Below are 24,471 nucleotides of genomic sequence, written 5' to 3' on the forward strand. Positions count from 1 at the left end.
CGCTCTTTTACGTTTTCATCCTAAATTAAGCTTCTTTAGCCGTTTCAGTAATAACGTCTAAGGCTTTCTTCAACACGATGTCATGTTTTAACATATCATCTGTTAAAACTTTGCGAACTGCATCAGCTTCCATATTATACGCTTCAGCCAATGTTTCAAGTTCTTTTTGAATGTCTTCGTCAGTTGCTTCAAAGTTTTCAACTTTAGAAACTGCTTCGATAACTAAGTTAGTTTTCACGCGAGTTTCAGCTTCACCTTCAAATTGTGTATGCAAATCAGCTTCAGTTGTACCAGTTAATTGATAGTACATATCAGGAGCGATTCCTTGACGTTGCATGTTGTTTAAGAATTCATCCATCGAGCGGTGAACTTCATCATGAACCATTTCATGTGGTAAATCAACGATTTCCGCATTTGCAACAGCTTGTTGGATAGCTAACTCTTGAACCGCTTCTTCAGCAGCATTTTGTTTGCTTTCTTCTAACTCTTTACGGATTTTTTCTTTCAGTTCAGCTAAGGTTTCAACTTCTTCATCAGCATCTTTGGCGAACTCGTCGTCAAGTTCAGGTAACTCTTTACCTTTTACTTCATGGACTTTCACTTCAAAGATTGCTTCAGCGCCAGCTAAGTCTTCTGAATGATATTCTTCTGGGAATGTCACTTTCACTTCAACTTCGTCACCTGCCTTAACACCAACTAATTGTTCTTCAAAACCTGGAATGAAAGAATCAGAACCCAATTCTAATGAGTGATTATCAGCAGTACCGCCATCGAAGGCTACGCCGTCTTTCAAACCTTTATAGTCAATAACAACCGTGTCGCCATTAACAGCAGGTTCAGCTTCTTTAATTACTAATTCAGCTAAAGATTCTTGTTTCGCTTTGATTGCTTCGTCAACTTCAGCATCTGTCACTTCGCGGTCTTGCTTTTCAACCGTTAAGTCTTTGTATTCGCCTAGTTTAACTTCTGGTTTAACGATAACTTCTGCAGTAATAACCCAGTCAGAGTTCGCTTCCATACTTTCGATGTCAATTTTTGGTTGAGCAACTGGGTCAATCCCAGCTTCAATAACTGCTGCATCATAAGCTTTTGGCAATAAAGCATTTAATGTATCTTCATATAGTGACGCTTCGCCATACATTTTGTTAAATAATTGACGAGAAATTTTCCCTTTACGGAAACCTGGTGCACTAAGGTTTTTCTTCACTTTATTAAAAGTTGTTGTTAATTCTTTTGCAACTGTATCTTTGTCGATTTCAAATGTTAATACACCATCATTGGTGCCTTTCTTTTCCCACTTGGCTGTCATCTAATAATTCCCTCCAGAATATCTAATTTTAATAATTCTATCAATTGCATACCTTACAATAATACACTATCAATCTTTACTTGTAAACATTTATCCCCGATTTCCTCGGATGAGCAAACTCTTTACTGGACTAATCGAGCAAGTTCTTGCCTAAGTCGACTTTGTAGCGTTAAATAGGAATGGCCCACCGGAACTTCTGCAACCTCATTACCAAAATAACTAGCTAAAAAAAGACTGACCCAGAGCTTCGGCTCTTGGATTAGCTGATCTCCCAGTGGGTACAATAAGATAAACTGTAAGCGTAGTTCCTCTCTCAAGGATTGACTCAACTCAGAGTCACCATTTTCAACTTGTAACTGCAACTCTTTCAAACTTGTAAGATAGCTGTTCTGTTGATCGATTAGCGGTAACTTTCCTAATTGAATTAGTTGTGGTCCCATAATCGATTGGCTGGACAACTCACATTGACAGCCTAGCTCAACTAAGGCTTCTACTAAGCCATTGTTTAATAATAAAGGCAACACTGCTTGTTCAATCAGCGCCTTAACGAGACTCACATACTCTTCCTGGGGCAGCCTCTCCAACCCACGCAAACGACTTCCTTGTTGATAAAAAGACAGTTCACCTAAATCCGTTGCCAAAGACAATCGCTTTGTCAGCTCTTTCCTCTGAAATTTACGAAAGAATTGCTCCCCTTGCTCCAACTCTTCTAAACAACTCTCTTTGACCTCTTCCGAAAATTGGCAACGTTTCACTAGTTTACGTCCTTGAATAAAAAAATGAGTGCCCGTCAAAATTGTCACATAGAGAGTAAAGTTTTGAGGATCGCTTAAATAGTCAAGCTTCATTTCATCTGCAATTTTCTTCGCCTCAAAAAATTCACTTTGAGCCATTAAAACTGTTGCAAGTGAACGGTTCGCTAGAAAATCCTCTTGTAGATTATATGCCCCTTCAAAGTTCAACAAGGCCTCGTCCAATAGCCCTTCAGCCAAAGCAAGTTGCCCCAATTCCATATACCGGTCAAAATTTAATGGAAATTCAATTGGCTCACTCACATCATCACTCCCTTGACCTGTTTTCTAAAATTTAATCCCATTATAAGCCTTAATACTATTTAAAGTGACGACACTAGTATCACTTAAGAAATCACCTAAATGCTGCTTACTTGGAGTAAACGCAGCTGGTAAATAGCCTAACATTAAGAAGCCAGATTTTAAAATGAAACGACAAGCTCCTTCACGGATCAACACCGTTGTCCAACTCAGCGTCTCCTCTTTAAAACAAACCACTTGAATACCAAAAATCATTTTCCCAACTGTTTGACCATTCGTCAATTTCGTCATTAAAATGAAATAACCTAGATAAATCGCCAAACTCAGCAAACCGTAAGCAGTCAAATCCCCCCCTGCTTCCAAGCCAACAAAACTTAAGAGACCATCCAATAATATACTGGAAATAAGCCCGATACAGATGATATCTACTATAAAGGCAAAAGCCCTAATCCAGAAGCCCGCATAAAAATAGGCTGGAAAATGGTGATAATCCCGCTGGCGTTTGGGAGGTTCAACAAACCGTTGCCAACTCCTTTGATTGTCCGCTTTTTCCTCTTGACTGTCCTGTTGATTTTCACGTTTTTCTTTATTTTGCATTAAAAAATCAGCTGCACTTTTTTGCTGCGCTTTTTTTGGCAAAGGTTGGGTCCCTTCTTCAGAAACTGGTTCAGCCTCTGATGGAGACTCTGGCTCTTCCTTAGTTTCCTGAGCTGCTTTGTTAGCCTGCCATTCATCTAAATGGTTTTCCGACGGAAAGGTCAGCTTTTCAACTTGTTTTTTCTCCTGAGAGTCTTCCAGATATTTCTCCGTCATCCTACTCACCTCCGTATAAATACATCATCCGTGGTGCTTCCTCAGAACTAAAGTTGCTGATAACTTTTGATAAAGCATCTGCAGACTCACTTTGGCCTAAGGCGCCTTTAACCTTCATCCCTAACCAAGAACTAGTAAAGGTATCGGCGAATGAGCGTGGTAATTGATACTGGATAATGGACGCATTCTTTAAGTGATTATCGTCTTGCAGGGCTACCATGGCATCCTCGGGAAAACCAAGTTCATCTACTAGTCCGTTAGCTTTAGCCTGAACACCATCATAAATTCGGCCATCGGCAATTTCCCGAACCTTTTCTTCAGACATGTGACGTCCATCAGCTACAATATCAACAAATCGACCATAAGAACTATCAATCATCTCCTGTAGTACTTGGCGATCCTTTTCCGTCCATTTACGAGTGGTAGAGCCAACATCTTTCAAATCGCCACTTTTAACTGTCTCATCCGAAATGCCTAACTTGTCCATTAAACCTGACATATTCAGGCCTGACATAATCACACCAATCGAACCAGTCATGGTCTCATCAGCCGCGTAAATCTTATCGGCGCTCGCCGAAACATAATAACCGCCACTAGCGGCCATGTTTTTCATGGAAACATAAAATGGAATTTCACGCTCTTTTTGAATGGCTTTAATCGCTCTAGCAATCTCCGCACTTTCATAAACACCTCCACCTGGAGAGTTTACTTCTAATAAAATCCCCTTGACCGACTCATCATTAGCAATTTCATCTAATTGGGCCATAAAGAAATTATGGTTATAACCAGCTGATGAAAACAAAGATTCACCAGAACTTGCCGCAATCGTACCATCTATTTCTAGCAAGGCGATTTTTTCATCGCCTCGCTGACTCACCACTTTTTCTGTTATGCCATTTGAACCTAATAACTCTTCAACCGACAACTCCTCATTTGCTGAAGGAACTAACATCCAAAGCAAAAATAAACCTAAAGCTATTCCGATTGCAATCCACCTTTTACTCGTCATCGTATTCTCCTTTTCCTTATCAATGGCCTTTAAAACGACTACTTGGCCTCCCTCACTATTTTAACATAGCCCCACACACTTCACGAGACATAACTGATAATTAAGTATATAAAAACTCAAGAAGATAGTTTATCTTCTTGAGTTGGTTTATGTCCTTATTAGGCTTGTAGTAACTCGTAAATCTCTATCGCAACTAAATCAATATCATCAAATTGATATACTTGTTGGGTATCAGATTCCGTTAATTCAAACATCTCGTTTGCTGAGTCATAAGTAACAATACATCGTTCGTTTCCTTCACGTTCAAAACGGCGAACTTGAATTTCTTTATCCGTCGCAGACGCTTCAATCATGGCTTCCAATCGTTTGATAATCGCAACCAATTGTGAATGTTTCATAGGGCAAGCCTCCTTCAATTTCACTTTCTGTTACATTGTATCAGACTACGATAGTATATGCACCGAAAATAACCATTTTTTTCACTTTTTTTTATATTTTTTTTAAGTCTTAATTGAATTTTAATCTTGCGGTTTCCCAGTTGGCCACCACAGTTTAATAAGTGCCTGAGTGCCGTCGTTCTCAAACCCTTGTTCTGTCAGCTTTTCATAAAGCTCCTTGGCTCTTTTAGTAGCTGGCAACTCAATTCCCATTCTAGCAGACTCATCTAACGCAATTTTCAAATCTTTAAGAAAATGTTTAGCAAAAAAGCCTGGCGTAAAATCTTCTCGTAAAATTCGCGGTGCGTAATTAGTCAACGACCAGTTTGCCGCACTGCCACCACCCACCGTATCCAACACTTTTTCTAACTCCAAACCGGCTTTTTCAGCATACACCAATAACTCAGTCATTCCCGTCATCGTTCCAGCAATCATAATTTGATTGGCCATTTTGGTGTGCTGCCCTGCTCCAGGGCCGCCTTGAAGGTTCACATTAGCACTAAAAACATCTAGTACAGGAACAAGTTTCTCATAAGTCACTTCATCGCCACCAACCATAGTCGTTAAGCTACCATTTTTAGCTCCTAAATCGCCGCCAGAGACTGGCGCATCCAAACTGACACTGCCTTTTTCCAGAGCTGTCTCCGCGATTTTTATCGCCAATGATGGCGTACTTGTGGTCATATCTACCAACAATTTCCCCCTTACATCAGTTGAAAAAATCCCCGTTGGGCCATAGTAAGTCGCTTCCACATCTGACGGATAACCTACCATGGTAAAAATCAGTTCACTGCTATCGGTAATTTCTTGAGGATTAGCCTTCCAGACTGCCCCTAAAGCAATAAGCTCATCTGTTTTAGCCTTCGTTCGATTGTAAACATTGACCTCATAACCTGCCTTCAATAAGTGCTTAACCACTGAAGCTCCCATGACACCTGTTCCAATAAATCCAATTGTTTTCATTGACAAATCCTCCTTAAACTATAGCTCATACTCCTATTATACCCCTCCTGACTTTCATTACCAATAAGAACAACTCAAAAACTCTCTAAGTATTAGAATACCATCTAATCCCTAAAGAGTTTTCACGATTATGTTAATTCAGTTACCGATGATTTGGCAGGTAAAATTTTTGCTTTTGGCAAATCAGGCTTGACAAATAATGCCACCATTCCCAATAAAATACCGATATAATGTGTGACAATTCGCCACAAAACAATTGCCACGACTAATTTACTTGTAACCGCAATAAAACTACCAAACAGCAAAGTAAAGCTATATTCCGCTCCACCAGTCCCTCCTGGAACCGGAAAAAGGGAAATAATTAAGATGATAAACGCATGAAAAATCACGATTTGTAACACATCTACCTGACTCACCCCTAAACTCAGTAAAATAAAATAAGGGACGATGTAATAACAAATCAACTGAACAAAAGTCAGGCTAAAGGTCCGGCTCATGACACTCTTTTCCCGGCGCATATACTGACTTTCTTCATAGAAATTAGCCATTTTTTCAAATACGGCCACTTCCAACGCTTCCCCTCGAGGACCACGCACAAATTTCTTAACAATCGTCATCACAAATTTCACAATAGCATTTGTCATTGGATAACAGTACATCAGCATCAGTAAACTAACGACTACCACTACATTAATCAAGAACCCTAACATCACAAAGTAGGAAAGTTCCTGTAATTCATGGGAAATTAACCGAAAGCCAAAGATGATACAGGCTACAAAATTTAAAACAATCATGACTTGATATACCACAAATTTCATCAAACAAACCGAGCCGCTAACGCCTGGATCAACACCTGATTTAACCAAAGCCAATAATTGAGCAGGTTGCCCTCCCGATGAAAAGGGCGTAATCGCATTAAATAGATGTTCGATCAAGGGTATCCTCACAGCATTTTTAAAACTAAAATTTCCTTGCTGACGTTTTAATAATCCCTGAATAATCTTCCCCTCAATCGCCCAATGTAATAACATACACCCCACAGCAACTAGAAGCCATGAAAGTTTTAACTCATTCAATTCACGCAAAAGGTCAGTGACACTAATTTTTCGCAATTCATTAAATAAGACAGCGAAGCCAATAAACAAGGCAATATACAAATAGATGCGATTTTTTTTCGTCATCAACTAACCTCCATCGGAACTTATTCCTTTTTTTTAAACAAACGCAATGGCAAGTGAGTACGATCATCCTCTTCTTCTTCAATAAAAACTTGATAGTAGGATTGTGCTTCCTGATAAAAGGACTCAATTTTTTTAGCGAAATTCTCACTGGAAATTTCATATAACTTCGCTTGACGAATCTGCGGTTGATCACTAATTTCTTGATGGTAATAGCTGATAAATGACTCGGCAAAATCGTCATCCGTTTCAAAGGTTTGTCCCAGAGCGGGATCAACGATTAACTGTTCCAGATAGTCATTCCCTTTGGCGACAATTTTTGTGTAAGAAGCCAAAGCTTCAATATACGTTAAGCCTTGAGATTCAGAATCTGAGGCATTGACAAAATAATCCGCTTCTCGATAATAACGGCCAACCTGATGGTTTAACACCTCACCGACAAAAATAACAGCCTCCCCAATCTCTAATTTAGAGACCAAGTCTTGCAGTTCTTCCAAGTAGGGACCCTTGCCAACAATTAACAGTTTAGCCGTTGGAATGGATGCTAAAATAATAGGCATCCCCTGAATAATAGCTTGAATATTTTTTTCAAATGATAAGCGACTTAAAGACAACAACAAGACATGGTCTTCCTGCAATCCGTACTCCTCTCGAATGGAACTTAACTCTTTGGAAGGTCCAGCTTCAAATTTAGATAAATTAACCCCTGTTGGAATAATCGCCATTGGTGCATGAATTTGATACTGTCTCAATTTATCCACCACACGCTCACTTGGACAAACCACGCCACTTAAATTGCGGCAAAAAGCTCGAGACGCCTGTTTAACATGATACGGTCGAATCAATTTACCATGGGCGATATAATGTAAATAATCTTCATACATCGTATGATACGTGTGAACCGTTGGAATTCCTAATTGTTTAGCAATGTACTTTCCCAACCAACCTGTGCCAAACTCCGTATGTGTGTGAATGATATCTAAATGATGACTTTTCGCCTTTTCATAAGCATCAATCATACCGCTAATGACCACTCGGCGATCTTTAAATGAAATAAAGGGAATACTCGGCATCCGCACGATTCCCTCTTCCTCTTCAGCATTTGGATCAGATGTCGTAAATATAATCACTTCATGACCATTTTTTTCCAATTCATCTTTTAACGTTTTGATGGACGTGGCGACCCCACTAATTTGCGGAAAATACGTATCCGTAAAAAAACCAATTTTCACTGTTCTTTCCTCCATACTACTTTTACAACTCTAATAGATTCAGCCTATAAATCTCTCGAATCGCTTATTTTATACGATAAGTCTCGAATCAAGAATCTTAACCAAATAGACTATCCGACTTAACATCATTCTACTAATCATAAGTTTTTCTTCTTGAGACATTATACCATAATTAAGCAAATAGCAAAAAAATAGTGTCGTTTCTTAGTAAAGACTCATTTCTTTTGCCCATAATAAACAATCCAAGAACCCCGCTCTTTAATGACAACGTCTATAAAACCAATCGACTCAAAAAAAGCTCGAGCTTGAGAGTGATCGACTTGATCCTTTAAGTAAAACGCTACCTTGTTCTTCTCACAGGCAATCACAAACTGGCCCCTACTTGCCAAAACTCGATGACACTCAGCGATTCCTTTGGTAACATCGCTCCAGTGAAAATGAGTTTGAAACGCCGTTAGTAATTCAAACTCTCCTGCCTTAAAGGGCAACATTGTAACATCCGCTACTTGAAAATCAAGATTCCCATGTGTCCTTTTAAGCGCCACTTTAATAGCTTCAGGAGCATAATCAATCCCAAGACACTCCGCATTTGGAAACAACTGGCTTAAATAAGTAGTCGACAATCCATTCCCTACCCCAATATCCAGCACCTTTTGAGGGGTACCTAAATCAGCTTCAGCCAACCCCCAATTGACCATCGGCTGATAGACACGGTTCCAAATAGTCATCATCCCTCTCCCCAGCAGCCCAGAAGGCTTACGTGACTGTTGAAGCAACAAGCAAAAAAATAAGATGACCACCAGACAAACTGTAAAAAGCATCCAATCCCTCCCTTCCTTTTCATTATGGCATAAACAAAGAAGCTTGCCATCAGACTCTAGGCCGATAAGCATTAATGAGTAACCAAAAAAAATTGACGGGACAATTAGCCACGCCAACTTAACACGCTTTATCTGATCCCAATAGTCCGTTTCCGCTTATACCAACTCCCCATATAACATAATACTACCAATGCCCCCATAAAAATAAACGATTGGATTAGAGGCATAAAATTGTACCCACTGAAGCCAGTGACCCAGTACTTACTAAAATCAGAATTAATATGGGCCATTGGCAAGCTGTAAGCAATTCTTTGTCCCCAGATTGGTAACTGATCAGGTTGGACTCCCATCATGCCAGACATCCCCATAAAAACAAAATAGACGGTCATAGTAATAGCATAGGTCGTTCCAAACTTTTTAAGTAAAGCCCCAACAGAATAAGCAAAAATAAATAATAAGGTCGCAATTAAGTAATAACAAACTAAAAAGACAATGAAAGAGCTCAATTTGGGAATCATAACATGATTAACCATCACCATCACTGCTCCGTATAAAACAGCTGAACAGGTCATAATCAGGTAATGAACAATAATTTTAGCAACTAGTATATCACGTTCACGAAAGTTAAATAATTCCATTCGGGTCATGACTCCTTGCTCCGCTTCCTGACTGAAAAGAGCCGGAAAACTGACCAACATAATCGACATAGGGATGATTAAGGAGGTCACAATTGCGATACCCGTTCCCACCGTTGCTTGCTGAGATTCAGGTACAGTTTTGGTGATTGTCGCGACTAATAAGGTCCCCATTAGCATCGGAAAAACAACACCGAAAAATGGCGTAAAAAAATTGGTCATCGTGTTGATTGTCTCGTACTTCAACAAAGCTCTAAACGTCGGTTTACTCATGACGAACCTCCTCTGCTACTTTTGCATTCAATGTCATGATTTCAATGTCATTATTGCGCCGCTTGTAATTAATATTGGATCGAATGCACTGAGACACAATGTGACGCTCATCTTCTTGATTATCACAGGCTAAGGCTAGCACCTGAGACGGGGCTTTTAGCTGCCGATATCCGCCAAAAAATTCTTGGGTTAACGCATTGTCTTCTACCGTAATCACCGAATAACCACAATAGGTATTAAACAACTGTTCTAGAGTCCCAAAAGCAACCACTCGCCCTTGATCCAAAAGTAGTAATTTATTTGTTAGTTTCTCCAGTTCATCATAATAATGGGAAACAACGCACAGGCTACCTGACCTTTGACTGTACCAATTTGTCAATTTCGTCATTAAAATTTGCCGAGTTTCAAAGTCCAAACCAGATGAAACTTCATCCAAAAAAGTTAATTCGGCTTTTTGTAACATGACTAAAATCAAAGTCAAACGCTGCTTTTGACCGCCAGACAATTTATTAAAGCGTTTTGTTAAACAGCTGTTAAAATCAAAATAGGCAACCAACTCTTGGAGTTCTTGGTTATCTTTGAGCTTCGTTCCCAAAACAGTCTCCATAATCAGTTTGACTGTCACATTGTTAGAATAATTATTCTCCTGCAAGTGAACTGCCATGTGACGATGTGTTAGATTGGTTACAATCTCACCTTTATACGGCACTAACCCCAAGAGACAATTAATTAATGTCGATTTTCCTGCACCATTCGACCCAATAATGCCAATTCTATCGTTCTCTTCAAACCTAATCTCCTGGTCAATCTCCAGTGCAACTTGTTGACCAAATGTCACCGATAATTTTTTTATTGTTAACATACATCAGCCCTCCTCTTCCTGACAATAGTTTCTCATCATGAGATGAAGCTCAGATGAACCTGCTGTGAATCATTAAAAATAAACAGTTGCCATTACGCTACTATGACTATTAACCAGTGTGACCCTTAAACCTAAAAGTTCGGCGTATTGCGCCACCAGATACAACCCTAATCCATGGCCAGTTGTTTTTTGAGGCGGCCGCACGAATGGTTCAAACAACTTCCCAGCCCATTTTTCATCTAGCTGGCTACCATAATTTTCAATGATTAGTTTAGACTCCTCCGAGTAAATTCTGATTATTTGATTGCTTTCTGTATAGTGACACGCATTACTTAATAGATTTTCGATTAATTGTTCAAAATAAACCGGGTCTGTTTGAATTATTTGTTCCAAATCAACGTCGTTTTTTATAACAAGTCCTTTTTCCTTAAACAAGAGCCCTTGCTTTGCTAACAAAGGATTGACCATCGCTACTAGCTTGACTGGCACTAGCTGTGGCTCTTCTTTAATTCGCTGGTCAATTAACAATATCTCGTTAATAATCTGCTCCATGGAACGTAATTTCTGTTTAACTTCTGGCAAATAAAGTGCAGTTTCCCGATACTTGCCAATTTCTCCAATCATCCCTTCCACAAGTAATAAGGCCGCAGTCACAGGTGTTTTAAGCTGATGAGATGACGCCTTCAAAAAGACTCCTTGTCGTTGATTTTGTGTCGCCAATTGTTTTTTTTGACGTTCCAGGGTTGTGTATAATGCCACTAAATCCGCTTCAAGCTGTTGATACTCATCTCTAGTATCTGGCAACACATTAGGTTCATAGCTACCGTTTTTCATTTCTATCATTGCCTCAGAGACTTTCTTTAAAGGACTGATTAAGAGAAAGGAAAGAATAACAGTAGCCAAACTAATGATGACAAAAAGAACTGTCACAATCATTGGCAAACTGTTATAAATCACTTGATTTAATTGAGTCATTTTAGGCGTCATAGCAGCGGCTACTACTATATGAATCGCCTTATTTTCCTTGGTCAAGCCTAAATAAGTGGTATACCGATTGTTAGTGTCGGACACCTTTGTTTCAACAATAAATTGTTTATCAGTCACTTGATAGAAACTTGCGCCACCTTCCACTTCGAATCCTTCCTGATAAGTAAAAAAAGTCTCATTTACTTTAGTATCAATAAGGTCTGAATTCCAGTTCTGGACTAATTTTTTCTCATTCAACAGACGCTTTCCCCGTTTAGTTAAAACTGACATCTGATCTTTAAGCTCTTTTTCCGTCAAATTCTCCATATTATTTATTAGGCTATATAAATCCTTAATCAACCCTTGTAAATCAGCGTCGGTAATCAACAGCTCGACTGTTGAATAAGCCAAATTAACGATGATTTTAGATGTATCATCCGTCAACGTAATGCTGGCAATACTATTGGGTGTTTCAAATTGATTAAGCTCCTGAGTAATCTGCTGATGATCGCCAGACAATTGACGTCTTTGAATCGATTTCAACGTATTTAGCCGATCCGTTTCAATCTGCTTAGCGTATAACTGGGATAACATCAAGGTAAAATAAAGTAGGATTAGTAGTGCCACTAAACCAACTACCCCAAAACTATACAAAAAAAGTCGCTTTCTAATAGTCATAAGTCACCTTCCTCAAGACAACTATATAATTTCTCAATGAATCTACAATGAATTTCAAATGAATCAATGTGCTTCATATTGATAACCTAGACCAATAACTGTTTTAATGACATTTTCCGGTAACTTTTTGCGAATATTTTTAATATGGGCATCAATAACCCGATCGTTGGGATAATAATCATCGGCAAATACATGATTTAACAACTGCTCTCGTGTAAAAACCTGAGTGGGATGCTGATACAATAATTGAAACAGCAAATACTCCGTGACGGTAAACTGCAATGATTGATTGTTAAACCACACTTCATAGGACAGTTCTCTCAGTTCGATGCCACTTGTTAAAGAATGTCCCCTCACCCCTTCTTTCCGTCGTAAAACAGCTTCAATTCTCTTTAATAATAAAATCGGCGAAAAAGGTTTGGTAATATAATCATCGGCGAATAAATTAAACGCATTAATTTGAGTTCCCTCATCTTCCAAAGCAGACAGCATGATGACCGGTGTTCCCAACTCTTTTTGATGAATATAAGCCAGTACATCCAACCCGCTAGTCCCCGGCACCATAATATCCAATATCACCAAAGAAAACTTCTCTTCCTTTAGTCGCTCCATGGCTGATTCACCGTCTGTCACATGAGTCACTTGATACTCTTTCATCTTCATATATTCAATTGTAACGCTTGCTATCGTGAGCTCATCTTCTAAATATAATATCTTAAGTTCGATTGCTAACCCCTCCATACTAGTTATTTAAAGTATAACTTATCTTATACTCTTCTGCCTCATTTAAATCATCATCTCCTTCAAGCATAACGACACCTTATAAAAAAAACAAAAAAACCCAGTGATCGTAATCACTGGGTTTTCCAACTATTATTTAGTATACTCTTCAACTAAAGCAACCACTTCATCAGCTGTATCACAATCATTGATTGCTTTATCTGCTAATTCAGCCATTTTAGTTGTATCTAAACGTTTCATTAAGCTACGCGTTTTCAGAATGCTTGTGGCACTCATTGAAAACTCATCTAACCCTAAACCAACTAGTAACGGCACAGCTGTTTGATCCCCAGCCATTTCGCCACACATACCGGCCCATTTGCCTTCAGCGTGAGCTGCGTCAATCACGTTTTTAAGCAAACGTAGGATTGCTGGGTTATATGGTTGATATAAGTAAGAGACACGCTCATTCATGCGGTCAGCAGCCATTGTGTATTGAATCAAATCATTGGTACCAACACTGAAGAAATCAACTTCTTTAGCGAATTTATCTGCAATCACAGCCGCAGCTGGGATTTCAATCATAATACCGACTTGAATGTCAGTTGACACTGTAATGCCTTCCGCAATCAATTTAGCTTTTTCATCTTCCAAGAGAGCTTTAGCTTCTCTAAATTCTTGAAGTGTCGCAATCATTGGGAACATGATGCGAAGTGGTCCGTGAACTGAGGCACGTAAAAGTGCACGCAATTGCGTACGGAACATGTCATCTTCAGCTAAACAAATTCGAATCGCACGATAACCCAAAAATGGGTTCATTTCGTGTGGCAGAGTCAAGTAAGGCAATTCTTTATCGCCACCGATGTCCATAGTACGAACAACGACAGGTTTACCTTCCATGCCTTCTAAAACTGCTTTGTAAGCTTTGTACTGATCTTCTTCGGTTGGGAAATCAGGTGAGTCCATGTATAGGAATTCTGTCCGGTATAAACCGATCGCCTCCGCACCATTATTTCTGACACCATCAAGATCTTTCGGTGTGCCAATGTTGGCCGCTAGTTCGATATGTTTGCCATCAGCTGTAACAGTCTCAGCATTTTTCAGCTTTTCCCATTCAACCTTTTGAGCTGCAAATTCATCGCCTTTAGCCGCAACCGCTTGTTTTTGTTCATCTGTTGGATGAATGAAAACTTCACCGTCGATTCCATTAACAGCTAATATATCCCCTTCAGCCACTTTGGCTGTAATATCTATCGTTCCAACAATCGCTGGAATTTCAAGAGAACGAGCCATGATCGCTGAGTGAGACGTACGTCCACCAATATCCGTAACGAATGCTTTGACAAAACGACGATCCAATTGTGCTGTATCACTAGGTGTTAAGTCATGAGCGACTACCACTACCTCTTCATCAATCATTGATGGGTTCGGTAACTTCACACCTAATAAGTGACTTAAGACACGTTTAGTTACGTCTTTAATGTCAGCCGCACGTTCTTGCATGTAAGGATTATCTTCCATTGCTTCGAACATCCCGATAAACATATCCGTTACTTCTTTTAAACCAGCCTCAGCATTCGTTTTTTTATCGCGAATACTTGTTTCGATACTGCCAATCATTTCCGGATCAGACAACACCATTAAATGAGCATCAAAAACTTGCGCTTCTTCCTCACCTAATGTTTCAGCTGCTTTATTACGAATTGCTTGCAATTCTTCTGTTGATTTAGCCAAAGCCTCTTTTAAACGAGCTAACTCACCGTCAGAATCTTCAACTGTCTTTTTGGAAAATGACAAATCAGGCTGCATCAACAAATATGCCTTTGCAATCGCAACACCATCACTTGCCGCAATCCCTTTTAACATTTCTGCCATTATTCAGACAAGCCTTCTTTTGTCATTGTTTCAACAATAGCTGCCAAAGCTTCAGTTTCGTCAGCACCTTCAATTGAAATAGTGACGTCAGCGCCTTGGCCTACACCAAGAGACATAACACCCATAATTGATTTCAAGTTTACTGATTTGCCTTTATACTCTAAGTTAATATCAGAGTTAAATTTGCTAGCAGTTTGAACCAGTAAAGTTGCAGGACGCGCGTGAATCCCTGTATCAGCTACAATGTGAAAATCTTTTTTTTCCATAAGAATCGTTCTCCTTTGAGTATGTTTTTGTTTAATCGAGGGTTTTACTTAAAGCCTTTCATGGACTAAAATAAGAACTTTAATTATTTACCCTTTCAATTGTAAAGATTACCATTTTTTTGGCATAGTTACAACATTTTTATATTCTTTGACGAAGTTTCACGTATTATTTTCATATTTTTACATTTCTTTCAGAAATCTGTAAACAATTCGACCATTCAAACCAGCTTCCCCAACTATCTCTTTTCTCTGAGGGTGAGCTAGCCATGCCTCACGAAAAACGAGAAAATCTGCCTGTTCCACAATAATTTCCTGAAGCTCCCCGACAACTAACTGCTTCAACTGTTCTTCATAAGGATTTACAATCATATTTTTCACCTCCCCATCTCATAAAAAACGATAGATTCCTTAACCTACAACTAAAATGAGACTGATTAACGCTACCAAAGAGTTTCGACTACACCTACTAGTTTAGCACAGATCCCTTTGATTTATAAGCAAAATTACTATCGATAATCAGAATTTCTTGCCATAGACTTACCTCAATTTTAATCATAGAGTTTGGCTAGCTATCGGACTGCACCGACTTTTTTTTAAAATCGAATCACATTTCTTGATTGTCCTCTAAAAAATGTTATAATTAAAACAAAGGTCAAAATAGGTCAACCTTATTTTAACCCGCTAAATCTGAGGAACTAAAGAACTCACAAATTAAGATCAGGTTTAGTCAGACTATTAATCAAAGGATGTGAGCAAGATATGCTATGTCAAAAATGTCAAAAAAATGAAGCCTCCATTCATCTCTATGCAAATGTCGGTGGCGAAAGAAAACAATTAGACTATTGCCAAAGTTGTTATCAAGAATTAAAAGCACAACAACAAGGACAACATAAAATGGCAAACAACCAAGATCCCTATGGATTTAGTTCAATCGACGATTGGTTCCGCGCCCTATCACAACAAATGGGAACACAAGAAGCCAACCGTTTAACACCTCAACAAGGCGGTGGCGGATTACCACCACGGGGACCACAAAACGGTAAACGAACGCTCTTAGATGAGTATGGACTAAATCTTACAGAGCAGGCACGAGCTGGGAAAATTGATCCAGTGATTGGACGTGACAAAGAAATTACTCGAGTAATTGAAATCCTTAATCGCCGAACAAAAAATAATCCCGTGCTTATTGGGGAACCTGGTGTGGGTAAAACAGCCGTTGCTGAAGGCTTGGCTTTAATGATTGCCAGTGGCGATATTCCACAAAAACTAGCAGACAAAGAAGTCATTCAATTAGACGTGGTCTCCTTAGTTCAAGGCACAGGTATTCGCGGTCAATTTGAAGAACGGATGCAGCAACTAATGTCAGAAGTACAAAATGATAAACGAATCATCCTCTTTATCGATGAAGTTCATGAGCTAGTTGGAGCCGGCAGTGCTGGAGATGGTAACATGGATGCTGGTAATATTTTAAAACCGGCTTTAGCACGTGGTGAATTGCAAATGGTCGGCGCAACAACCTTGAATGAGTATCGGATTATTGAAAAAGATGCAGCTCTGGAACGTCGGTTACAGCCTGTCCAAGTCAATGAACCAACTCAAGAAGAAACAATTAAAATTCTACAAGGTATTCAAAAACGTTATGAAGACTATCACCACGTTAAGTATACAGAGGAAGCTATTAACAGTGCCGTTACCTTGTCCAGTCGTTACATTCAAGACCGCTTCCTACCTGACAAAGCCATCGATTTATTAGATGAAACTGGCTCTAAAAAGAACTTGACGATTCAAACAATGGATCCCAAAGTCTTGGAAGAACGTCTGCAAGAAGCCGAAAAACAAAAACAAGTCGCTTCAGTTGAAGAAGACTATGAAAAAGCAGCTTATTACCGCGACCAAGTGGCTAAACTAACTGCCCTCAAAGAAAAACAAGTCAGTGATGAAGATATGCCAATCGTCACAGAAAAAGACATGGAAAAAGTTGTTGAAATGCAAACAGGAATTCCTGTCGGTGAATTAAAAGAAAAAGAACAAACACAGTTGAAGAGTTTAGCAGAAGATTTACGACAACACGTCATTGGCCAAAACGAAGCCGTTGACAAAGTCGCCAAAGCAATTCGCCGCAACCGTGTAGGCTTAAACAAAAAGAATCGTCCAATTGGTTCGTTCCTCTTCGTTGGACCTACAGGCGTCGGTAAAACAGAGTTGGCCAAACAATTAGCTTTAGAAATGTTTGGCTCCGATGAAACCATGATTCGTTTCGATATGAGCGAATTTATGGAAAAACACAGTGTGGCCAAATTAATCGGTGCCCCTCCAGGCTACGTTGGTTATGACGAAGCCGGACAATTAACCGAACAAGTTCGCCGTAATCCTTACAGTCTAATCTTGTTAGACGAAGTGGAAAAAGCCCATCCGGATGTCTTACACATGTTCTTGCAAATTCTCGAAGATGGTCGTTTAACAGACTCTCAAGGTCGAACAGTCAGCTTCAAAGATACCTTGATTATCATGACCAGTAACGCGGGAACAAGCAACGTGGAAGCAAACGTGGGCTTTGGTGCAAGCCGCGAAGACAAATCGCGCGCTATCCTTGATCGTTTAGATCAATATTTCAAACCGGAATTCCTTAACCGTTTTGACGGTATTATCGAATTCCAACCATTAACAAAAGAAAGTCTCTTAACTATTGTTGACTTAATGTTAAACGATGTTAATAGCATGCTCGCCGATCAACACCTTCACATCGATGTAACTCAAGCTGTTAAAGAAAAATTAGTTGACTTGGGTTATGATCCAGCCATGGGCGCTCGCCCTCTCCGTCGAGTGATTCAAGAACAACTGGAAGATAACATTGCCGAGTTTTACTTGGACCACCCAACAGTCAAACAATTACAGGCTGTCATTGATGAGAATGGAACGATTGCTGTTCTTCAAGAAGAAGCCATCGTGATTACAGAAGATGTACCTAATTAACAACTAATTATAAACGAAACCGAAGGGGCAACTCTCTCTATATTTGCCCCTTCGGTTTTTTGATAACGTCTCATTTCGTGATTTCGTCTCCCGCTACCTTAAACAACTCCCACTTATAGAATGTTTAACATCACAAACTTCCCAAACTTTAGGATTAATTAATAATAATTCTAATCTAATCATAAAAAAAGCGCTTTTTTTATAAAAAAAAGAAGCAGATATCTTTGAATTATTGTCACAAAAGCGTTATACTATCTTTAAGACAATCTTATAAAATCAGAAAGCTTAACCTTAAGTGTTCCGATTGTAAATTGAATATGTGAGGTGAGAGACATGAAACTGATTGACGTAACCAATAGTTATCCCGATTTAGTTAATAAGCAATTAGAAAATACCGATGCGAATTTTATTAAAGTATTTACCCTTGGGAAATCTTCCGTCATTTATACCGAAGCCCCTACTCATAAAGAAATTCTAATCACAAATAAACAGCGCAATATCAAAAAAGATGAAGTAGAAACCGTCCTGAGACGCCTTGTAAAGGACCCTAATGACAAAGATTCTCTAAGTATCATCAAACTAGATGGAATTGTAGAAATTTCAATTCCTATACCTTCGAAAACGGAAAAAGCAGTAGAAGCCTAAACCAACCATTATTATGAGTCAACAAAAGACGAGAAATCACTAATTTCTCGTCTTTTATTGATTCATTTTTTTATTCCCAATCCTCTCCTTACTAGTCTCCACTCTATTTGCCAAATTATTAATAAACGTGTTATCACTTTACTTTCAGAACGTACGTTCGTATAATAGATGATGAGACAGATTAGAACGAATGGAGGTTTTTATATGAATGATCGACGCTATGATAAAGAGCCACGGCGGGATATCTTATGCATTGACATGAAAAGTTTTTATGCCTCGATCGAATGTGTCGAGCGCAACTTACCACCACTTGAGACCATGCTAGTGGTCATGAGTAACGCAGAAAATACTGGTGGATTAGTTTTAGCCTCATCGCCAGCGGCCAAAGAACGCTTAGGAATATCCAATGTTACACGCAAATTTGACGTCCCTCATCACCCTGACTTGAAAATCGTACCACCACGGATGGCACTCTACATAAAAAAAAATATGGACATTGCAGAAATCATCCGCCGTTTCGCAGCCGACGAAGATTTTTACTGTTACTCAGTCGATGAATTTTTTATTGATATAACTGAAAGCTACCACCTCTTTGGCAAGTCAGTCTACGAGGTGGCAAAGCTGATTAAAGACACGATTTTAGCAGAAACCAAACTTTACTGCACGATTGGAATAGGCGATAACCCCTTACTTGCCAAAGTGGCATTAGATATTGAAGCTAAGCACAATCTGGACTTTATCGCCACCTGGCGTTATGAAAACGTCCCAGAAACCCTTTGGAAAATTTCTTCCATGACCGATATGTGGGGAGTTGGACACCGAACTGCTAAAACCTTACATAAAATGGGCATCACCTCGATTTATGAGCTAGCTCAAACCGATCAATATCGCATGAAGGAACGTCTCGGCATGCTAGGTGAGCAGTTATGGGCCCACGCCTGGGGAATTGATCGAAGCCGGCTATCAGAGCGTTACACCCCTGTTGAAAAATCTTACAACAATTCCCAAGTCTTGATGGAAGACTATACGAAACGAGAAGATATTGAAGTTGTCATCCGGGAAATGGCTGATCAAGTCGCTGCTCGTTTGCGAAAACATCATTGTCAAACCGAGTGTATTCATCTTTTTGTCGGTTTTGCCAATGAAGATCAAGATGGTCAACGGCACTTTTCTCGCCAAATGAAAGTCCCTATGACAAATCAAAGCCTCGAGTTAGCCAATTATTGTTTGATCTTATTTCATAAGCACTGGCGCGGTCAACCCCTTCGTCATTTAGGCCTTTCCTATTCAAAACTGGTCTATCACACAGATATTCAATTAGATCTTTTCAACGACCCCGAAGAACAGCTTATCAACCACCGATTAGATTCTTTAGTCGATACCATTCGACAAAGATATGGCTACACCGCATTACTTCACGCAAATTCATTAATGCCTGGAGGCACTGCTGTTGCTCGCAGTAGCTTAGTCGGTGGTCATGCTGGCGGACTGGAGGGCTTACAATGAATGAACATTTTTTTGATAATTATCACGATCGAGGGATGAAAAAATGGGCTGGCTTCTATTTATCCGAGCACACAGCCATTATGGAAAAGCTCAAATTGACAGAAATCCAATTAATACCACAAAAAGAACAACAATCGCCGGAAGTCATCAGCCAGTTTTTGGAAACGGCGATTCTCAAGGGATTAGGCGTATCCGTCCAAAAAGAAGAAGTTGATCAAGAGGGCCATTATAGCCCAGATATCACTGGGAAAATTAGTGGTCATGACTCCTTAGGGGTCTATATCGGTAAGCAAAAAATTCCCTATGATAACATCCGCCATATTGATTTTGACGATGATAAAAAGTGGAGCGAAAGATAAAATAACAAATAAAATATTGGAACGACCTCTTAATAGAGGTCGTTTTTCCTTAAATAAAATACAATTAAAATAATTTTAGTATTATTTCTTTTAAATAAACCAATTAAAGTATATAATTAATCCGTATATTGCACTAACTAATATATTGGAGGAGATTTAATGGAAAATGTACCACTCTTATACTTCTTTTTGATAGTGATGGCTATGAGCATCCTGCACCGAAAGAAAAAACAACAAACGAAAAGTTGGCTTAGTTTTCTGCTAATTAGCACTAGTGTTGTTTTCTTGAGCGCCTGCAGTAGCAACACTTTAACACTGGAGAAAGACACACTGGAAACCAATGAAGTAGGTTTAGCTTTAATAAAGGGGCAGACTAACGACCAAGCCGAGTTAACCATTGATGGAACGGTGGTCCCCCATGAAGAAGGTAACTTCAGTTACGAAGTAAAACTGACTAAAGATACGCCCCAAAAAGTGATTGTCACCACTCACTATAAGAAAGAAAAACTTAGTAAAACAGTCACTATTGCCCCCTCAAAAGCCTTTGTCAAACACGTTGCCGATGAAGAAAAACGATTAGCAGCGGAAGCCAAAGAAAAAGCGGAAAAAGAAAAAATTGCCAAAGAGAAGGCTGCAGCTGAATCGGCCATTGTTTTATCAGAAACAACACCTACCCAAGAAAATTATGATAAAGCATTTACTCTTGTTAAAGCTCTCACAGACGAAAACAAAAGCTTTTCAGAACGATTGGAAAAAGTCAAACAAACTATTCAACTAGCTGCGGCAAAAGCCGAAAAAATGAAAACTGCCGAAGTCGCTTTGGCTACGGCTGAAACCCAACCAACAAAACCTCACTATGAAACAGCTAAACTTGCGATTGCCCAGGTTCCCGGTGGCGCTGAAGAGCTTGCTAAGCGGTTGGATACGGTTAACTCAACCATTGTAGCCGCTGAACAAGAATCAGCCCGCCAAGCTGCTGCCGAAGTAACACGCTTAGCTGAAACAGGTGGCGATCAAGGTGGGCCTGTAACGACAGAAATGGTCTTCGTTACCCCTACTGGAAAGAAATACCATGCTGGAAAATGTGGAAATGGCACATACACCGAGGCCACCATGGACGATGCCTTAGCAAGAGGCTTAACCCCTTGTTCCAAATGCTTCTAACTAAGAAAAGACCTTGCTAGTTGGCAAGGTCTTTTCTTTATCTAAACATCGTTTCTGCTGCCTTAGCCAAGACTTTTGGATCTCGATTATAAGGAGTCACTGGGCAAATTTCTTTGTCGACATTAAACAGCTTATAAACAGCTATCCGAGCTGCGCGAACAGAATACTCTTCCGTGAAGACCATGTCTTTGGGAATCTCTACAAATTGGCTGATCATTGCAAAATTAGTACTTCCTTCTGGTACAACCTGTGGACGATCTGCCATCGCTCTAGGTTGGAACTGGGCATCAATATAAGGCATGTAACAAGGAATGACATTCACGATATCTGTTTTTATTTCATCCCAATCCTCTTGCCAGTTCATTTGACATACCCATTCATATAAAATCTCTTCACCAGTACATTCTTTCATTGGTTTTTTTACATAATCCCCAATTTTATCTGGATACAACCCATAACCCCAGAAGACCGTTGTGTCCAATGCTTGGGATTTAAAATGAGGTTGAGCCGCCACGACAGTACTGATTAACCAATTTGAATCTTTCAGGGTCATCAACGCCCCACTACCTGGAATATTAGTGGAGAACGCTTCAATCTTCTTAAGTAATTTATCTCCGCGACAAGTAACAGTAAAGCTTTGCCAGTTAGTTTCAGCTTCATGCCCAAAGAAAGGTTCCGGATTTCCCAGATTTGGTTTTTTCTTGGCAATCTTATACCAAAGTTCTCCAGAAATAGGACGCTCCTCTGGTGTCGGTGCTGCCGTTGACCAATCCCCTTCTGTCGTACTATCGGTCATACACGCATTGGTCATCATGACCACATCGTCTTTCCCTAACTCAAGTACACGGCCATCTTTGAAGATTAGTCGTGTAGCAGTAATGCCTTTGCCATCTTTAAACTCAATATCCTCCACAGTTGAATTGGTTTCAATAATGACTTGATGTTTTTCCAAATAGGCTTTAATCGGTAATATCAAACTTTCATACTGATTATATCGAGTCCGCGTCACTCCTTCAAGAGTATCAATTCGACTAAACTCTAAAATCATCCGATTCATGTAACGACGAAACTCAAATAGACTACTCCATTTTTGGAAAGCAAAGGTCGTCTGCCACATATACCAAAAATTAGTTTCAAAAAAGTGATCATCAAACCAGTCATTTATTCTCATACCATCTAATTTTTCTTCCGGTGTCCCTAGTAACTTGGTCATCTTCAGGCGATCATTATTATCAAAACCCATTGAGTGAGCATCTAAAATGGTCCCCTCACCATCTACTAAACGAGCTTGTGCATGAGTGGGATGCAAGTGATCAAAATTCAAAATTTCTTCTGTCACACTTTGATTAGGAAATTCCAGTGAAGGTATCGTCTCAAATAAATCCCAGAAATTTTCATAAGTCTCTTCGTTTAACATCCGGCCACCACGACACAAAAACCCCTCCGTCATTGTGCCTGAACCATCATTACTTCCCCCTACAATATCCATGCCTTCAAAAATATGAATATTTTTACCATCAAAGTTAGCATCGCGAATTAAATAAGTTGCCCCTGCAAGACTTGCCAAACCACCACCGATAAAATAAACTTGGCGATCACCATAATACCGTGTTTTAATTTCTTCTTCGGCTTTTGCTTGGCGCTTTATCACCTGTTTTCTAGTCATTTTTTTAGCAGAGTATGCCGCCGCGCCAGCTGAGATTGCTCCTAATGTCATTAATTTCCATTTATGATGCTTCATCGTGATTCCTCTTTTCCTCTTTTATTACCTTTACTATACGGAGGAAAACGACAACTGTCTCTACACAATCAGGACAGTTTGTCTGAACTTACGACAAAGTACTCTTATTGTCTAAAAATCAAACGGTTATATATACCTCTCAGATCCTTCCGCCAACTCCTCTTCATAACGAGTATTAGCCAATCGCTCGGTATCTTTTGCCAAACGAAATAATTGATGGCCAATCGCTTCGGCACTGACCTTGGCTCCCCCTTGAATCCATTCAATCACAACACCACTGCAACCATATGAAAAAAACTTAGCATAAAACCGGCGATCCTCTAAATTAACTAGCCCCTCTTTATCTAATCTGGCAAATAGCTCTAAAAATAAATGACTAGTCACCCCTCCAAATACAATCGCAAAAGTGTTAGGGTCCGCTCCAACTGTATTTCGATAAAAATTATGATATTTTTGAATACTTTCAAGCATTAAACAAACTTGCCCTTCCCAATTATCCAGTCGCACATCCCCTCGTAACTCTTTAAAGGTTCTTTCCTGATAAAGCCAAGCTAGCAAGTCATATTTGTCGGTAAAGTGATAGTAAAAAGTTTGACGGTTTAACCCACATCTCTCAGTAATATCACTGATGTTGATTTTCTCGAAGCGTTTGTGATGACATAGTTCGATTAGCGCATCCCCTAAGGCCATTTTCGTAATCATTGATTCTGACATTTCCACGACTCCTTTTTTTGAAATAACTTTTTTATTGAGACCTATCCATGCTTACATTTTAACAAGTCACACTTTATACTTTAACACGAAATGATGATTTTTCTATAAGAGTATCATCATAGCCGAATGACACCATCAACTTTTTTCAAATGTCAAATTTAAGATTAACCTTTTTTTAATCCCAAATTAACTTACTTTCCCTTCTGACAAGTCATTTCTCAACTAAACAGGACCTATTATCAGTTAATCTATAGTGAAACAGGTTAATATAAGTGCTTTT

At 39.3% G+C, this 24,471-nt stretch carries 23 protein-coding genes; 5 read left to right on the top strand and 18 right to left on the bottom strand.

All coding sequences use genetic code 11. The features are described from left to right. Positions 1–25 precede the first annotated feature (25 nt). From tig to RWN13_RS03030, 16 genes are all read right to left on the bottom strand, one after another. Entirely contained in the window at positions 26–1,309 is a 1,284-nt protein-coding gene (gene tig, locus RWN13_RS02955) for a trigger factor (RefSeq protein WP_314060330.1), read from the bottom strand. A gap of 122 nt (positions 1,310–1,431) precedes the next feature. Beyond that, positions 1,432–2,364 carry a hypothetical protein gene (locus tag RWN13_RS02960; RefSeq protein ID WP_314060332.1) on the bottom strand — a complete coding sequence of 311 codons (933 nt, stop codon included), beginning with the start codon at positions 2,362–2,364 and terminating at the stop codon, positions 1,432–1,434. Positions 2,365–2,388: 24 nt separating this feature from the next. Further along, positions 2,389–2,958: an RDD family protein gene (locus tag RWN13_RS02965; RefSeq protein WP_399553630.1), complete on the bottom strand. Its 570-nt coding sequence runs from the start codon at positions 2,956–2,958 to the stop codon at positions 2,389–2,391. A 217-nt stretch (positions 2,959–3,175) separates the two neighbouring features. After that, positions 3,176–4,183 (bottom strand): signal peptide peptidase SppA, encoded by a 1,008-nt coding sequence (gene sppA / locus RWN13_RS02970; RefSeq protein ID WP_314060334.1) that lies wholly within the window; start codon positions 4,181–4,183, stop codon positions 3,176–3,178. Positions 4,184–4,341: 158 nt separating this feature from the next. Then, positions 4,342–4,581 (bottom strand): YkuJ family protein, encoded by a 240-nt coding sequence (locus RWN13_RS02975; RefSeq protein WP_209527479.1) that lies wholly within the window; start codon positions 4,579–4,581, stop codon positions 4,342–4,344. Positions 4,582–4,701: 120 nt separating this feature from the next. Beyond that, positions 4,702–5,583 (bottom strand): NAD(P)-dependent oxidoreductase, encoded by an 882-nt coding sequence (locus RWN13_RS02980; protein ID WP_314060337.1) that lies wholly within the window; start codon positions 5,581–5,583, stop codon positions 4,702–4,704. Positions 5,584–5,711: 128 nt separating this feature from the next. Then, complete coding sequence (locus tag RWN13_RS02985; protein ID WP_314060341.1) at positions 5,712–6,764, bottom strand: lysylphosphatidylglycerol synthase transmembrane domain-containing protein; 1,053 nt, start codon at positions 6,762–6,764, stop codon at positions 5,712–5,714. A gap of 20 nt (positions 6,765–6,784) precedes the next feature. Continuing rightward, a complete protein-coding gene (locus RWN13_RS02990; protein WP_314060344.1) occupies positions 6,785–7,993 on the bottom strand; it encodes a glycosyltransferase family 4 protein in 1,209 nt (402 codons plus the stop codon). Between the two features lie 215 nt (positions 7,994–8,208). Continuing rightward, on the bottom strand, positions 8,209–8,814 hold the full coding sequence (locus tag RWN13_RS02995) for a class I SAM-dependent methyltransferase (protein ID WP_314060347.1): 606 nt from the start codon (positions 8,812–8,814) through the stop codon (positions 8,209–8,211). Positions 8,815–8,942: 128 nt separating this feature from the next. Then, the gene (locus RWN13_RS03000; protein ID WP_314060349.1) at positions 8,943–9,722 is read right to left on the bottom strand and encodes an ABC transporter permease; all 780 of its coding nucleotides are present in this window, start codon (positions 9,720–9,722) and stop codon (positions 8,943–8,945) included. Continuing rightward, positions 9,715–10,584, bottom strand: coding sequence for an ABC transporter ATP-binding protein (locus RWN13_RS03005; protein ID WP_314060351.1), 870 nt, complete (start codon positions 10,582–10,584; stop codon positions 9,715–9,717). The genes RWN13_RS03000 and RWN13_RS03005 overlap by 8 nt, the downstream gene beginning before the upstream one ends. Before the next feature lie 72 nt (positions 10,585–10,656). Next, complete coding sequence (locus tag RWN13_RS03010; RefSeq protein WP_314060353.1) at positions 10,657–12,228, bottom strand: HAMP domain-containing sensor histidine kinase; 1,572 nt, start codon at positions 12,226–12,228, stop codon at positions 10,657–10,659. Positions 12,229–12,291: 63 nt separating this feature from the next. Next, positions 12,292–12,969, bottom strand: a complete 678-nt coding sequence (locus tag RWN13_RS03015) for a response regulator transcription factor (RefSeq protein WP_314060355.1) — start codon at positions 12,967–12,969, stop codon at positions 12,292–12,294. A 132-nt stretch (positions 12,970–13,101) separates the two neighbouring features. Next, a complete protein-coding gene (gene ptsP, locus RWN13_RS03020; protein WP_314060357.1) occupies positions 13,102–14,823 on the bottom strand; it encodes a phosphoenolpyruvate--protein phosphotransferase in 1,722 nt (573 codons plus the stop codon). Then, positions 14,823–15,089, bottom strand: a complete 267-nt coding sequence (locus RWN13_RS03025) for a phosphocarrier protein HPr (protein ID WP_209527462.1) — start codon at positions 15,087–15,089, stop codon at positions 14,823–14,825. The genes ptsP and RWN13_RS03025 overlap by 1 nt, the downstream gene beginning before the upstream one ends. Before the next feature lie 180 nt (positions 15,090–15,269). Further along, complete coding sequence (locus RWN13_RS03030; RefSeq protein WP_314060359.1) at positions 15,270–15,458, bottom strand: hypothetical protein; 189 nt, start codon at positions 15,456–15,458, stop codon at positions 15,270–15,272. A gap of 390 nt (positions 15,459–15,848) precedes the next feature. Between RWN13_RS03030 and RWN13_RS03035 the strand changes: the two genes are divergently transcribed. The 5 genes from RWN13_RS03035 to RWN13_RS03055 all read left to right on the top strand — a co-directional run bounded on the left by RWN13_RS03035 (position 15,849) and on the right by RWN13_RS03055 (position 21,736). Beyond that, on the top strand, positions 15,849–18,062 hold the full coding sequence (locus tag RWN13_RS03035) for an AAA family ATPase (protein ID WP_314060361.1): 2,214 nt from the start codon (positions 15,849–15,851) through the stop codon (positions 18,060–18,062). A gap of 333 nt (positions 18,063–18,395) precedes the next feature. After that, positions 18,396–18,707 carry a DUF1827 family protein gene (locus tag RWN13_RS03040; RefSeq protein ID WP_314060363.1) on the top strand — a complete coding sequence of 104 codons (312 nt, stop codon included), beginning with the start codon at positions 18,396–18,398 and terminating at the stop codon, positions 18,705–18,707. Between the two features lie 204 nt (positions 18,708–18,911). Next, positions 18,912–20,213, top strand: coding sequence for a Y-family DNA polymerase (locus tag RWN13_RS03045; RefSeq protein WP_314060364.1), 1,302 nt, complete (start codon positions 18,912–18,914; stop codon positions 20,211–20,213). Continuing rightward, positions 20,210–20,572: a hypothetical protein gene (locus tag RWN13_RS03050; protein ID WP_314060367.1), complete on the top strand. Its 363-nt coding sequence runs from the start codon at positions 20,210–20,212 to the stop codon at positions 20,570–20,572. The genes RWN13_RS03045 and RWN13_RS03050 overlap by 4 nt, the downstream gene beginning before the upstream one ends. Before the next feature lie 159 nt (positions 20,573–20,731). Further along, positions 20,732–21,736 carry a hypothetical protein gene (locus tag RWN13_RS03055; RefSeq protein WP_314060370.1) on the top strand — a complete coding sequence of 335 codons (1,005 nt, stop codon included), beginning with the start codon at positions 20,732–20,734 and terminating at the stop codon, positions 21,734–21,736. Between the two features lie 37 nt (positions 21,737–21,773). Here RWN13_RS03055 and RWN13_RS03060 read toward each other — a convergent pair whose 3' ends face one another. After that, entirely contained in the window at positions 21,774–23,477 is a 1,704-nt protein-coding gene (locus tag RWN13_RS03060) for an oleate hydratase (protein WP_314060372.1), read from the bottom strand. 126 nt (positions 23,478–23,603) lie between these two features. After that, entirely contained in the window at positions 23,604–24,191 is a 588-nt protein-coding gene (locus tag RWN13_RS03065; protein ID WP_314060373.1) for a TetR/AcrR family transcriptional regulator C-terminal domain-containing protein, read from the bottom strand. Positions 24,192–24,471 lie beyond the last annotated feature (280 nt).

Origin of the sequence: uncultured Vagococcus sp. (assembly GCF_963518325.1) — a bacterium.
Classification (GTDB): domain Bacteria; phylum Bacillota; class Bacilli; order Lactobacillales; family Vagococcaceae; genus Vagococcus_D.

Coding starts and splice junctions, on each gene's coding strand:
- RWN13_RS03060 (WP_314060372.1), bottom strand. CDS start 23,477: ATGAAGCATCATAAATGGAAATTAATGACATTAGGAGCAATCTCAGCT.
- RWN13_RS03045 (WP_314060364.1), top strand. CDS start 18,912: ATGAATGATCGACGCTATGATAAAGAGCCACGGCGGGATATCTTATGC.
- RWN13_RS02985 (WP_314060341.1), bottom strand. CDS start 6,764: ATGACGAAAAAAAATCGCATCTATTTGTATATTGCCTTGTTTATTGGC.
- RWN13_RS03030 (WP_314060359.1), bottom strand. CDS start 15,458: ATGATTGTAAATCCTTATGAAGAACAGTTGAAGCAGTTAGTTGTCGGG.
- RWN13_RS03010 (WP_314060353.1), bottom strand. CDS start 12,228: ATGACTATTAGAAAGCGACTTTTTTTGTATAGTTTTGGGGTAGTTGGT.
- RWN13_RS02975 (WP_209527479.1), bottom strand. CDS start 4,581: ATGAAACATTCACAATTGGTTGCGATTATCAAACGATTGGAAGCCATG.
- RWN13_RS02980 (WP_314060337.1), bottom strand. CDS start 5,583: ATGAAAACAATTGGATTTATTGGAACAGGTGTCATGGGAGCTTCAGTG.
- RWN13_RS03065 (WP_314060373.1), bottom strand. CDS start 24,191: ATGTCAGAATCAATGATTACGAAAATGGCCTTAGGGGATGCGCTAATC.
- RWN13_RS03040 (WP_314060363.1), top strand. CDS start 18,396: ATGAAACTGATTGACGTAACCAATAGTTATCCCGATTTAGTTAATAAG.
- RWN13_RS02965 (WP_399553630.1), bottom strand. CDS start 2,958: ATGCAAAATAAAGAAAAACGTGAAAATCAACAGGACAGTCAAGAGGAA.
- RWN13_RS03035 (WP_314060361.1), top strand. CDS start 15,849: ATGCTATGTCAAAAATGTCAAAAAAATGAAGCCTCCATTCATCTCTAT.
- sppA (WP_314060334.1), bottom strand. CDS start 4,183: ATGACGAGTAAAAGGTGGATTGCAATCGGAATAGCTTTAGGTTTATTT.
- RWN13_RS03005 (WP_314060351.1), bottom strand. CDS start 10,584: ATGTTAACAATAAAAAAATTATCGGTGACATTTGGTCAACAAGTTGCA.
- RWN13_RS03025 (WP_209527462.1), bottom strand. CDS start 15,089: ATGGAAAAAAAAGATTTTCACATTGTAGCTGATACAGGGATTCACGCG.
- ptsP (WP_314060357.1), bottom strand. CDS start 14,823: ATGGCAGAAATGTTAAAAGGGATTGCGGCAAGTGATGGTGTTGCGATT.
- RWN13_RS03050 (WP_314060367.1), top strand. CDS start 20,210: ATGAATGAACATTTTTTTGATAATTATCACGATCGAGGGATGAAAAAA.
- RWN13_RS03055 (WP_314060370.1), top strand. CDS start 20,732: ATGGAAAATGTACCACTCTTATACTTCTTTTTGATAGTGATGGCTATG.
- RWN13_RS03000 (WP_314060349.1), bottom strand. CDS start 9,722: ATGAGTAAACCGACGTTTAGAGCTTTGTTGAAGTACGAGACAATCAAC.
- RWN13_RS02995 (WP_314060347.1), bottom strand. CDS start 8,814: ATGCTTTTTACAGTTTGTCTGGTGGTCATCTTATTTTTTTGCTTGTTG.
- RWN13_RS03015 (WP_314060355.1), bottom strand. CDS start 12,969: ATGGAGGGGTTAGCAATCGAACTTAAGATATTATATTTAGAAGATGAG.
- tig (WP_314060330.1), bottom strand. CDS start 1,309: ATGACAGCCAAGTGGGAAAAGAAAGGCACCAATGATGGTGTATTAACA.